Source organism: Anaerotignum sp., from assembly GCF_045122575.1.
Lineage (GTDB): Bacteria > Bacillota > Clostridia > Lachnospirales > Anaerotignaceae > Anaerotignum_A.
Window position 1 is genome coordinate 1 of record NZ_JBGVHV010000115.1, and the last position, 10,945, is coordinate 10,945.

General features: G+C 46.3%; 14 protein-coding genes. 3 read left to right on the top strand and 11 right to left on the bottom strand.

Translation table 11 applies throughout. The annotated features are described in order from the left end of the window. The 5 genes from ACJMLT_RS05640 to ACJMLT_RS05660 all read right to left on the bottom strand — a co-directional run. A partial coding sequence (locus ACJMLT_RS05640) for an alanine:cation symporter family protein (protein WP_405727867.1) occupies positions 1–584 on the bottom strand: 584 nt, incomplete at its 3' end. A gap of 635 nt (positions 585–1,219) precedes the next feature. Continuing rightward, entirely contained in the window at positions 1,220–1,621 is a 402-nt protein-coding gene (locus ACJMLT_RS05645) for a NifB/NifX family molybdenum-iron cluster-binding protein (protein WP_405727870.1), read from the bottom strand. Positions 1,622–1,651: 30 nt separating this feature from the next. Next, complete coding sequence (locus ACJMLT_RS05650) at positions 1,652–2,479, bottom strand: P-loop NTPase (protein ID WP_405727872.1); 828 nt, start codon at positions 2,477–2,479, stop codon at positions 1,652–1,654. Positions 2,480–2,481: 2 nt separating this feature from the next. After that, positions 2,482–2,850, bottom strand: a complete 369-nt coding sequence (locus ACJMLT_RS05655; protein WP_405727874.1) for a DUF134 domain-containing protein — start codon at positions 2,848–2,850, stop codon at positions 2,482–2,484. A gap of 123 nt (positions 2,851–2,973) precedes the next feature. Further along, complete coding sequence (locus ACJMLT_RS05660) at positions 2,974–4,329, bottom strand: APC family permease (RefSeq protein ID WP_405727877.1); 1,356 nt, start codon at positions 4,327–4,329, stop codon at positions 2,974–2,976. Positions 4,330–4,608: 279 nt separating this feature from the next. On the opposite strand from ACJMLT_RS05660, the gene ACJMLT_RS05665 reads away from it, so the two are divergent. Next, complete coding sequence (locus ACJMLT_RS05665) at positions 4,609–4,914, top strand: hypothetical protein (RefSeq protein ID WP_405727880.1); 306 nt, start codon at positions 4,609–4,611, stop codon at positions 4,912–4,914. Between the two features lie 30 nt (positions 4,915–4,944). Here ACJMLT_RS05665 and ACJMLT_RS05670 read toward each other — a convergent pair whose 3' ends face one another. The 6 genes from ACJMLT_RS05670 to truA all read right to left on the bottom strand — a co-directional run bounded on the left by ACJMLT_RS05670 (position 4,945) and on the right by truA (position 9,993). Then, positions 4,945–6,315 (bottom strand): aldehyde dehydrogenase, encoded by a 1,371-nt coding sequence (locus ACJMLT_RS05670; protein ID WP_405727883.1) that lies wholly within the window; start codon positions 6,313–6,315, stop codon positions 4,945–4,947. A 1-nt stretch (position 6,316) separates the two neighbouring features. Then, positions 6,317–7,525, bottom strand: a complete 1,209-nt coding sequence (locus ACJMLT_RS05675; RefSeq protein WP_405727886.1) for an iron-containing alcohol dehydrogenase — start codon at positions 7,523–7,525, stop codon at positions 6,317–6,319. Beyond that, on the bottom strand, positions 7,522–7,995 hold the full coding sequence (locus ACJMLT_RS05680) for a MarR family winged helix-turn-helix transcriptional regulator (protein ID WP_405727889.1): 474 nt from the start codon (positions 7,993–7,995) through the stop codon (positions 7,522–7,524). Before ACJMLT_RS05680 ends, ACJMLT_RS05675 begins: the two co-directional genes overlap by 4 nt. A gap of 175 nt (positions 7,996–8,170) precedes the next feature. Further along, entirely contained in the window at positions 8,171–8,563 is a 393-nt protein-coding gene (rpsI, locus tag ACJMLT_RS05685; protein WP_405727892.1) for a 30S ribosomal protein S9, read from the bottom strand. Positions 8,564–8,581: 18 nt separating this feature from the next. After that, positions 8,582–9,019 (bottom strand): 50S ribosomal protein L13, encoded by a 438-nt coding sequence (rplM, locus tag ACJMLT_RS05690; protein WP_405727895.1) that lies wholly within the window; start codon positions 9,017–9,019, stop codon positions 8,582–8,584. A gap of 227 nt (positions 9,020–9,246) precedes the next feature. Then, positions 9,247–9,993: a tRNA pseudouridine(38-40) synthase TruA gene (truA, locus tag ACJMLT_RS05695; protein WP_405727898.1), complete on the bottom strand. Its 747-nt coding sequence runs from the start codon at positions 9,991–9,993 to the stop codon at positions 9,247–9,249. 137 nt (positions 9,994–10,130) lie between these two features. On the opposite strand from truA, the gene ACJMLT_RS05700 reads away from it, so the two are divergent. Together ACJMLT_RS05700 and ACJMLT_RS05705 are read left to right on the top strand one after the other, a co-directional pair. Further along, positions 10,131–10,658 (top strand): RNA polymerase sigma factor, encoded by a 528-nt coding sequence (locus ACJMLT_RS05700; protein ID WP_405727901.1) that lies wholly within the window; start codon positions 10,131–10,133, stop codon positions 10,656–10,658. Further along, the gene (locus ACJMLT_RS05705; RefSeq protein ID WP_405727904.1) at positions 10,642–10,836 is read left to right on the top strand and encodes a hypothetical protein; all 195 of its coding nucleotides are present in this window, start codon (positions 10,642–10,644) and stop codon (positions 10,834–10,836) included. Before ACJMLT_RS05700 ends, ACJMLT_RS05705 begins: the two co-directional genes overlap by 17 nt. Positions 10,837–10,945: the final 109 nt, after the last annotated feature.

Here is a 10,945-nt window from a genome sequence, read left to right on the forward strand (position 1 = left end):
ATTACCAGACCTGTCAGAACTGTCAGAACTGCAGCTGTAGCTACTTTGGGGATACCGAATGTACCGTTTACGGATTCAGCGATGGAGTTACCCTGTGTCATGTTACCGATACCGAAGCAAGCGATACCTGTGAACAGAGCGAACATTACGCCCAGCCATTTCTGACCCAGACCTCTTTCCAGAGCGTACATGGGACCACCGATGTAAGAACCGTCTTTTGCTTTTACACGGTATTTAACAGCCAGAGTAGCTTCGCCGTATTTTGTAGCCATACCCAGCAGACCTGTGAACCACATCCAGAATACAGCACCAGGACCACCTGTACCAACTGCAGTAGCAACACCTACGATGTTACCTGTACCGATTGTAGCAGCCAGAGCTGTTGCCAGAGCAGCAAAACCACCGATATCACCGGATGCTTCCGCGTCGGGTGTTACGGACAGTTTAACGCCTGTGAATGTTTTTCTCTGGATACCTTTTGTTCTGATTGTCAGGTAAACATGTGTACCTACCAGAGCTACCAGCATGATGGGGCCCCACAGGACACCATTCGCAGCTGTAACAAAATTGTTAAAAGCTTCCATTTATAATTCCCTCCCAATGAAATTAATAAAAATATGATTGCTGATACGAATCTTTATGCCTTCTTTATCCAATCTTAACGATTCCTTTACATTCAGAGTAAAAAAATTTTTCGTCCCACGAAAACGAAAAATGAATCAAAATCGAATATCCGAAGAGTTTCACAGATCCGAATACTTTTTGATTCTACTTGATTTATCCAGAAATTTCAATACATTTTTTTCAATGAAAAAAATGAAAAATCATCCACTTTTATTTATATTATACATAAGTTACTTCCTGTTTTTACATCATTATCGTATAAACCGCACTGTTCTTTTTTTCATTTCAGTAAACACTGTATACATACTTCTTAACAGATTCTTTATGTATACATCCTTCACTTCTTAATCATTTTGCATAAAAAACACATCAGTTTTTCCATTTAATTCCAGTAAAGTCCACTTTTTGAGAGAAATAAAATACTTTACATAACACTTTTTTTCGATTTGTCACTTTTGCCAAGACCCTTGGGATCCTTGTCGAATCAGCCTTTCCAGAACGTCCCGCCAATCCCCCCAAAAATACGCTCTCATTTTCATTTTTCTCTTGGGAATTAAAAAAAGACTCCCCGAAAGGAGTCTTTCTATTTCCGCCCTTAGTGGCAGTGACCGCCGCAGTGGTGATCGTGTTCCCCACAGTTTTCATGATCATGGTCATGGTGATGTGTGCATTCTACAGCCGCATTGAATTCCAGTGTACCGTCAACAAAAGCCTGTGCTTTTTCGTCGGCATTGCCGCTTACGCCACCGCGCAGTTCAATGCCTTTTGCTGCCAGAGCAGCCTTTGCACCGCCGCCAATGCCGCCGCAGATCAGTACAGTTGCGCCGTTCAGCAGCAGAAAATCTGCCAGCAGGCTATGGCCGCTGCCCAGTGTAGGTACGATCTGTGTATCCACAATTTTACCGTCTTCCACTGTGTAAAACTTAAATTCTTTTGTATGACCAAAATGCTGGAATACTTCGCCGTTTTCGTATGTTACTGCAATTTTTGTTTTCATCTTCTTCTCTCCTTATTATAATGTTATTTCTTATTTCATCTTTTCCAGGAAATCGATCATAGGATCCAGCCATTCCCCTTCATATTCTTCTGCTGCGCCTCTGTCACATTTCGCAGCTACAGAAGGATCGATGGGCAGTTTGCAAACCACAGGGATATTGTGTTTTGCTGCGATCATTTCAATGTTGCTTTCACCAAAGATCTTGTGTACGCCGCCGCAGTCAGGACATTTGAAATAGGACATGTTTTCCACGATGCCCAGAATAGGAACGTTCATCATCTGTGCCATCTTTACAGCCTTATCTACGATCATGCTTACCAGATCCTGAGGCGTTGTAACAATAATGATACCATCCAGTGCGATAGACTGGAACACAGTCAGAGGAACATCGCCTGTGCCGGGAGGCATATCGATAAACATATAATCCACATCGCCCCATACAACATCCTGCCAGAACTGTTTTACTGTATTCGCAATAATGGAACCTCTCCAAACAACGGGATCCGTGTCATTATCCAGCAGCAGATTGATAGACATCATTTCAATCCCTGTTTTGGATTCGCAGGGCAGCATGCCCAACTGATTACCGTATGCCTTATCCTTTACACCAAAAGCCTTGGGGATGGAAGGGCCTGTAATATCTGCATCCAGGATCGCTGTCTTTTTACCTTTTCTGTTTGTCAGCACTGCCAAAGTAGAGGTTACCATAGATTTCCCTACGCCGCCTTTCCCGCTGACAACACCGATCACTTTTTTAATATTGCTGTGCTGATTGGGGGGTACCAAAAAATCTGCAGGTTTTCTGCTGCTGCAGTTTGCAGAACAGCTTCCGCAGTTATGAGAACAATTTTCGCTCATTTCTATTCATCTCCTAAATTTGATTTTTCTTTTTTGCAACAGATCTGTCCGCATTTTCTTCCGCATCCGGCATTTTCCCGCTGGCAAAGATCGATGTCACCGCCTTCAATAAACAATGTTTTGCCATTGACCAGCACATCCGCCAGTTTTCGTCTTGCTTCATTATAGATTCCCTGCACTGTTGTGCGGGCAATGCCCATCTGTTCGGCACATTCCTCCTGTGTATAGCCTGCCAGATCGATCAGGCGAATAGTCTCGTATTCATCCACCGCCATAATCACGCTTTCGTTACGATCTCCCAGTCCCATAGGGGCGAAACTGTTGTTTCGGGGCATCCCGCAGACACGTCTGCATTTTCTCGGCCTCGCCATAGAAACGCCTCCTTTATTTATGACATATGTTGCTTTCTTCAGTATACCCCAATTTCGACATATGTCAATATTATAGGAAAAGAAAAACCATGGAAATTCATCCATGGTTCTTTTTCTCTTTCCTTATTCATTATGTCCATAAGTTTTCAGTGCCATACCAAAAGCCTGCACAACTGCAAACAGGATCATGTAGAAGATGATCGCTTTGCCCAGAGAAATGATGGCTGCCAGTACCATGAAGCCACTTGCCAGAATCCCAAACAGAGGAGCGATCACTCTCTGGAAGAAAGGCATTTCTTTTTCTTTTGCCATCTGCATTGCAAAGATAGGGATATACATTGCGTAAATTGTGATAATAGGCAGTTCAGAACTATCAAAGCAGAATGCACCAAACCAAGGTGTAGGTGCCAGATTTGCACCATAGAAATATGCCAGCCACAGCATTGCCATCATAACGCCCAGCAGCGCAGAGTTTGTAGGCATTTTTGTTACTTCGTCAACCACGCGGAATACCTGAGGTCTGGGGCCTTCGTTTCTTACTGCAATCGCATAGAAAGCTCTTGTATTTGCCATCATCAGACCATTCAGTGTCCCCAGACAGGAGATTACCACGAATACGAACAGCAGTGTACCGCCAGCATTTGTAAATACTGTGGAGAACGCGATCTTCGCACCTGTTTCGCCACCAGCCATCATTACTTCGTTTTCAACAGCACCAGCCAGACCAACGTAGTATACGATATATACGATGACAACGAAAATTGTACCGAATGTCAGCGCACGAGGCAGATTTTTCTTCGCATCTTTCAGTTCCGCGTTGATGGATGTTGCACAGATCCAACCTTCGTAAGCGAAGCATGTACCTACTACTGCTGTGAACAGAGGATTTCCTGTTACTTCTACGATCGCACCGGATGTGAAGTTATCCATCAGGATACCGTTTTTCATACCGAAAATTGTACCAACGATGGCCATCAGGAACAGAGGAATCAGTTTTGCTACTGTTGTTGTTACCTGCAGCATACCAGCCAGTTTGGGTGCCAGTGCATTGACTACATAGCTGCCTACCAGAAATACACCGGAAATGACCATTACTTCGGGACCAACGATGCTCCAGCCCATCAATACACCAAAATATCTTGCAGAAACCCACGCAACAACAGAAGTCATTGCAGGGAAATAGATCGTTGCCATGAACCATGCAAAGAAGTAGCCATATTTCGGCCCTACCAGAACTTCCGCATAGTCTACAACGCCACTTACTTTTTCATGTTTTGTTGCCATAATAGCAAAATTATAGGCGCAGATGACCATTACCATACCGCCCAGGAACCATGCCAGAATACCCGTAGGCAGATCGCCGCCGGTTGCAACCAGAACCTTTTCCGCTTTAAAGAACACGCCGCTGCCGATTACAATACCGACTACCATGGCAACCGCTGTCAATAAGCCATATCTTTTTTCCAATCCTTCATTCATATCTATTACCTCACTCTCATTAGCACACACACGCGTTGACGCTGTTATGCTTTGTCTTATAAAAGTATCACCTTTTGTGCAAAATAGCAACTATTCCGCAGCAAACCCTTGTATTTTTTCCCGTACATCGCGAAATTCCTAGAAAAAATGCACGATTCTTGTCAAGCAAGATCATTTTATGTATACATCATACCGTTTATCCCCTCTAATGCAGACAGGCATTTGCTTTTCTCCCCATAAAATGCTACACTATAACAAAACATGCCAAGGAGGAAGTCTATGCTTATTTATGTTATTTTTATGGTGGCTATCGCCGTATTTCTCTATAAAGAAAGTATCCGCCTGCTGAAAGGAGAATCGCAGCTTCTGAAGGAGTTCTGCAATGCCCCCTCTGCAAAAAAAACTGTACTGAGCCTGATGCGAAAAGTGCTGCTTTCCGCCATTTTCAGTGCCGGCCTGATGCTGGCCTGCTTCGTTGTGACAAAGGCCACCGGCGTCATGCCAAAGCCTCTGGCAGCCCTTTCCATCCTTTGTTACACCTTCGGCTTTATCCACGCCATGGTAAAAGCCAAAAATATGCGCTGATCAAAAAAGACCCTTTTCAGGGTCTTTTTCTTATCTCAGGAAAATCCGCAGCAGTTTCTCCTGCATTTCCGTATAGGGTGCGTATCTGACAGGCAGATCCATCCATGTGTGTTTTTTCACGATGCTCTTTTCGTGGCTGAAGGTTTCAAAGCTCTTCTTGCCATGATAACTGCCCATGCCGCTGCCGCCGACACCGCCAAAGCCCATTCTGCTTGTAGCCAGATGGATGATGGTATCGTTGATGCAGCCGCCGCCAAAGGGCACGTGCTTCAGGAATCTGTTTGCCAGTTTTCTGTCCTGTGTGAACAGATACAGCGCCAGAGGTTTTTCTCTATCACAGATAAAACGTTCCGCTTCCTGCATATTTTCCACTTCAATGATGGGCAGAACAGGGCCAAAGATTTCCTCCTGCATAATGGCATCCTCGGGGGTCACATTGTCCATGATGGTGGGCTGGATCTGCATCGTTTCCTCATTCCAGCCGCCGCCAAATACCACCTTCGCAGGGTCGATCAGGCCCGTCACGCGGTCAAAATGTTTTCTGTTGATCATTTTTACATAGGCTTCGTTTTCTGCGGCATTCTCTCCGTACATCTTCACGATCCATTTTTTCAGATAGCCGATCAATTCATCCTTTACCGCCTTGTCCACCAGAATATAGTCCGGCGCAACGCAGGTCTGGCCGCAGTTCAGCAGTTTGCCGAATACGATGCGTTTTGCCGCCAGATTCAGTTTTGCAGTTTGATCCACCACACAAGGACTCTTGCCGCCCAGTTCCAGTGTTACGGGTGTCAGATGCTTTGCCGCCTTGGCCATAACTTCCTTGCCCACGCTGACACCGCCGGTGAAGAAAATATAGTCAAATCTCTGATCCAGCAAAGCCTGATTTTCCGCTCTGCCGCCTTCCACTACCGCAACATATTCTTCCTCAAAACATTCCCGCAGGATCGTTCTGATCACTGCAGATGTGGCAGGAGCATAGGCAGAAGGCTTCACCACACAGCAGTTGCCTGTGGCGATGGCACCGATCAGTGGCTCCATGGTCAGCATGAAGGGATAATTCCAAGGAGACATGATCAGAACAACGCCGTAAGGTTCTTTGATGGTAAAGCTGGTGGCAGAAAACTGTGCCAGAGGAGACAGTTTATACTCCTTTTTCGCCCAGCTGTTCATGTGTTTCAGCATGTAGGACAGTTCCGCCAGTGTCATGCCGATCTCGCACATATATGCTTCTGTTTCCGATTTATTCAGATCCGCCTGCAGGGCTGTATAAATATCTGCTTCGTGGTCGCGGATGGCCCGCGCCAGTCTTTTCAGGGCAATTTTACGATAGGAAAGAGGAATGGTCTTTCCTGTTCTGAAAAACGCTCTCTGCTTCTGTACGATTTTTTCGATTTCCATATCATTCCCCTCTTTCCATCACTCGTTCATACATTTCCGCCAGCTGCTCCTGATCCATCAGCACGGGCACAGGATACAGGGGATTTCCCTCTGCCGCTGCATGCTGAGACATAATGGGGATATCCGCCATCTTGATTTCTTTGATCATATCAGGAATCCCCATATACCCATTCATATCCTTCACCCATTGAATAAAAGCCGCTGCCGCTCTGTAGTCATTGGTATGCTTGGGCACCATGCCCGTAAAGCGCGCCAGTTTCGCCAGTTTTCTCTGGCAGGCTGTGCCGTATTCCTCCAGAAAATAAGGCAGCAGAACGGCATTTGCCAGCCCGTGGGGCACGCCATACTGTCCGCCCAGAGAATGGGCCACCGCATGAACATAGCCTACATAGGAACGGGAAAAAGCCACACCGGCACAGTAAGCCGCTTCCAGCATGTTGCTTCTGGCATCTTTATTCTTCCCATCGTCATAGGCCGTCTTCAGGTTTTCATAAATCAGCTTTGTGGCATCTTCTGCCATTTTTCTGGTAAATCGATTGGTACTTCTGCCAATATAAGCTTCTACCGCATGGGTCAGGGCATCCATACCCGTTGTAGCCGTGATGCCTTTAGGCAGCCCCAGTGTCACATGATAATCCAGCACCGCATAATGGGGAATCAGGGAAAAATCATTGATGGGGTATTTATGTTTGGTACCGCTGTCCGTGATCACCGCCGCCAGTGTGGTTTCACTGCCTGTGCCCGCTGTGGTAGGCACTGCGATCAGCAGAGGCAGTTTCTTGCAGATACGCAGCAGACCTTTCATTTTGTAAACAGGCTGTTTCGGCTTTACTACCCTCGCCCCTGTTACCTTGGCACAGTCCATCACAGAACCGCCGCCAAAGGCAATAATGGCCTGGGCACCGCTTTTCAGATACAGTTTTCTGGCTTCTTCAATATTGATGATAGTGGGATTGGCAACCACCTGATCATACACAGCACATTGGATCCCCACTTCCTGCAGACCCTGTTCCAGCCTGTTTGTCAGCCCCAAACCGCGCACGCCCCCATCTGTAACCAAAAGCACCCGCTTAATGTGCTTTTTCTGCAAAAGTTCGGGGATCTGTTTTACTTTGTGCATGATTTTTGGCTCTCTGTAGGGCAATACAGGCAGTGCCGCACGAAAGGCACCCTGAAAGGCTCTGCAGAAAATTTTTTCCGCTAATTTCATTTGTTTTCCTCTTTTCCTGCCTCTCGGCAAAATTTATCTTCTGCTTTTTTCAAATTGCTGTCGATCTTCTGCAGCACGCGGTAAAATACCGCGATCTGTTCTACAGGGATCTCCTGACTGACATATCGGTTGATCTCCAGAATGATCTCATTGATCTCTGCTGTGATCTTCTGTCCCTTTTCTGTCAGGCAATATCTTCTTTTGTAAGTGGAACGGCCTACAGCTTCTACCAGACCACTCTGCTCCAGATCCCGCAAGATACGAGACACCTGGGCGCGGTCGATGCCTTCCTGCTCCGTCAGTTCTTTCTGGGTCACTCCTGCCTCCTTCGCCTTGCCCAATTTGCACAGGCAAGTGGTATGGGTGCTGCCCAGTCCGTATTTTTCCATTTTGCTGGCCTTGATCCGCTGCAGGGTTTTCCCCGCAGAAGCAATCAGACCATCAAATAATTCAAATCTGCTTTCCTTCATTGTGTTCGCCTCCAACAGAAAAGATTATACCTCTGTTTTGTTGAGCAAACAACAAAAAATGTGATACAAAAGGATGCCCATTGTCACATTTTCACCGCACCGCCAACGGACAGACACAAATAAAAAAAATCCCCAAAATCCGAGGATTTTGAGGATTTGAATAATCGGGTGATGATTATCTCTTGGAGAACTGAGGAGCTCTTCTCGCTGCTTTCAGACCGGGTTTCTTTCTTTCTTTCATACGAGGGTCTCTTGTCAGGTAACCTGCTTTTTTCAGGCTGGGTCTGTAGTCACCATCAGCCTGCAGCAGTGCTCTGGAGATGCCGTGTCTGATTGCACCAGCCTGGCCTGTGAAGCCACCGCCGTGTACGTTTACCAGAACGTCAAATTTTGCACCTGTTTCTGTCAGTTCCAGAGGCTGACGAACGATCAGTTTCAGTGTTTCCAGACCGAAATATTCGTTGATGTCTCTCTTGTTGATTGTGATTTTACCGTTGCCGGGTACCAGGTATACTCTAGCTACGGAAGATTTTCTTCTGCCTGTGCCGTAATATCTAGCTGCTGCCATTATGCTTTCCTCCTTCGATTAGAATTTGAATTCCAGTGTTTCGGGTTTCTGTGCTGCGTGAGGGTGTTCTGCACCTGCATATACATGCAGTTTGCCGAACATCTTTCTGCCCAGAGCGTTTTTAGGAAGCATACCTTTTACAGCATGTTCGATAACTCTTTCGGGGTGTGTTGCCAGCATTTTGTCCAGTCTTGTTTCTTTCAGACCGCCTGTCCAACCGGAGTGGTGACGGTACATTTTCTGTTCCAGTTTTTTACCTGTAACAGCGATTTTTTCCGCATTTACGATGATAACATAGTCGCCCATGTCAACGTTGGGTGCGTACTGAGGTTTGTTTTTACCTCTCAGAATAGATGCAACTTCGGAAGCCAGACGGCCCAGTGTTACGCCTTCAGCGTCGATCACGTACCACTTTTTAACGATGTCCGCTTCTTTAGCGATGTAAGTAGTTCTCATGGTTTTTACCTCCTGTCATAATATTTTGTTTGACCCGTTGACTTCGCCGATACCGCAGGAACGATTTCGGTCGATCTCCATTATGCCATGGAAGTTTACTTCCTGCATGTCATAACTTATTGGGTCCCACCTTGAGAAACATATATTTAAAGCACTTTTGCTCTAAATTCATATTAACAGCCCTTATATTATATTATTGTATACAATATCTGTCAAGAGCTTTTTCCTTATTTATAAAAGATTTCTACCAGCGTCAGCCCCTGGGGTTCCGCCGTCTGACCTGCCTTGCTGCGGTCTTTGCCTGCGACGATCCCCGCCACTGCGGAAGGCTCCATTTTGCCCAGACCGACCGCCATCAGGGTGCCTGCAATGATGCGCACCATATTATAAAGGAAACCATCCCCCGTCACATACATTCTGACGCTTTCTCCGACCCGTTCCACATGACAGTCGAAAATCGTTCTGACTGTGGTGGAAACCTGCGCGCCTGCGGCGCAGAAGGCCGCAAAATCATGGGTGCCGATCAGGCCCTTCGCCCCCTCATTCATGCGATCGATATCCAATGGTTTCTGCACATAGGCAGAATAAAGCCTTTCCTTCGGATTTTTTACAGGGGCATTCCAGAAGCGGTATTCGTAGGTCTTTTTCACGCAGTCAAAACGAGGATGAAATTCCCCATCCACTTCCTCTGCCTTGGTCACAACGATATCCGCAGGAAGAAAGGAACGGATCGCCAATGGAATTTTTTCCGCAGGAATGGTAGTATCCACATCAATGATTGCTCTCTGCCCCAAAGCATGGACACCGGCATCCGTTCTGCTGGCGCCGATACATTCCAGTTCCGGGTTTCTGAATAACTGCTGCAGCGCCTTTGTCAGTTCCCCTTCCACCGTAATGACATCAGGGTTCTTCTGTTTCTGCCAGCCGGAATAATTTGTACCGTCGTATGCGATTGTCAGTAAGATGCGTTTCATTCCATTCCCTCCTTTGTCCATTTTTTCATCCTATCATATTCTCTATCCAGCCGCAATGAAAATTTTTTTGAAACCTTTTTGCTTTTCATTACAATAGATAAGTAGAAGCTTCTAAATCAAAAAAGGAGGTGTCATCCTTGACTTATAAAGAATTACAAGACGTTGTTTTGCAGCACGGAAAAACCATTTACAGTTTCTGCCGTCACCTTACGGCAAACCCCACCGATGCAGACGATCTCTATCAGGAAACCTTTCTGAAAGCCGCAGAACTTTGCCATAAAATAGATTCCTCTCAGAATCCCAGAGCCTTTCTCATCCGTATCGCAGCTTCCCTCTGGAAAAATCAGCTGCGGAAGGAAAAAGGCCGCCAGAAGATCATTCCCCTTGCCCCACTGAACTCGGAGGATGAAGCTGTTTCACCGGAGAAACCACCGGAAGTCCTTCTCATCCAACAGGAGGAAACACAGCTATTGCTGCGTTGTGCAGACAAACTGCCTCCAAAGCTTCGTCTGCCGCTATATATGTATTACACGGCAGAGCTTTCTCTGAAGGAGATCTCTACCATCCTGCATATACCCGTTGGTACAGTGAAAAGCAGGCTATGGCGCGCAAAACAAGAGTTGAAACAAAATCTGGAGGTGCATGGACATGAAACCTACAAATAAAGACCCCTTCGAAGAACTGCTGCACCGCACCTTTGCTGCAGACAGCCTTCCCCCCGAAGATACCCAGCAAGCCCTGCTTGCCCATCTTGAAGAAAAGGAGAAAACCGCTATGAAAATACTGCTTTCATCGCTGATGAGGAAGGTCACCTCTCCGAAAACCCCTCCTACGAAGGACTGAATGTCCTCTTTGACCTGCCTCTGGATGTAAACAAGGCTGACCCTGAAGCGGCTCAAGCATATATCGATGCTCTTTGGCCTGAATCATAAAACAAAAAGGTATCGCAAAT

Bases quoted from the DNA above. Each gene is read 5' to 3' on its own strand.
- ACJMLT_RS05645 (WP_405727870.1), bottom strand. From the start codon at position 1,621: ATGAAAACAAAAATTGCAGTAACATACGAAAACGGCGAAGTATTCCAG.
- rpsI (WP_405727892.1), bottom strand. From the start codon at position 8,563: ATGGCAGCAGCTAGATATTACGGCACAGGCAGAAGAAAATCTTCCGTA.
- ACJMLT_RS05660 (WP_405727877.1), bottom strand. From the start codon at position 4,329: ATGAATGAAGGATTGGAAAAAAGATATGGCTTATTGACAGCGGTTGCC.
- rplM (WP_405727895.1), bottom strand. From the start codon at position 9,019: ATGAGAACTACTTACATCGCTAAAGAAGCGGACATCGTTAAAAAGTGG.
- ACJMLT_RS05655 (WP_405727874.1), bottom strand. From the start codon at position 2,850: ATGGCGAGGCCGAGAAAATGCAGACGTGTCTGCGGGATGCCCCGAAAC.
- ACJMLT_RS05680 (WP_405727889.1), bottom strand. From the start codon at position 7,995: ATGAAGGAAAGCAGATTTGAATTATTTGATGGTCTGATTGCTTCTGCG.
- ACJMLT_RS05705 (WP_405727904.1), top strand. From the start codon at position 10,642: ATGAAACCTACAAATAAAGACCCCTTCGAAGAACTGCTGCACCGCACC.
- ACJMLT_RS05670 (WP_405727883.1), bottom strand. From the start codon at position 6,315: ATGGAAATCGAAAAAATCGTACAGAAGCAGAGAGCGTTTTTCAGAACA.
- ACJMLT_RS05665 (WP_405727880.1), top strand. From the start codon at position 4,609: ATGCTTATTTATGTTATTTTTATGGTGGCTATCGCCGTATTTCTCTAT.
- ACJMLT_RS05650 (WP_405727872.1), bottom strand. From the start codon at position 2,479: ATGAGCGAAAATTGTTCTCATAACTGCGGAAGCTGTTCTGCAAACTGC.
- ACJMLT_RS05675 (WP_405727886.1), bottom strand. From the start codon at position 7,525: ATGAAATTAGCGGAAAAAATTTTCTGCAGAGCCTTTCAGGGTGCCTTT.
- truA (WP_405727898.1), bottom strand. From the start codon at position 9,993: ATGAAACGCATCTTACTGACAATCGCATACGACGGTACAAATTATTCC.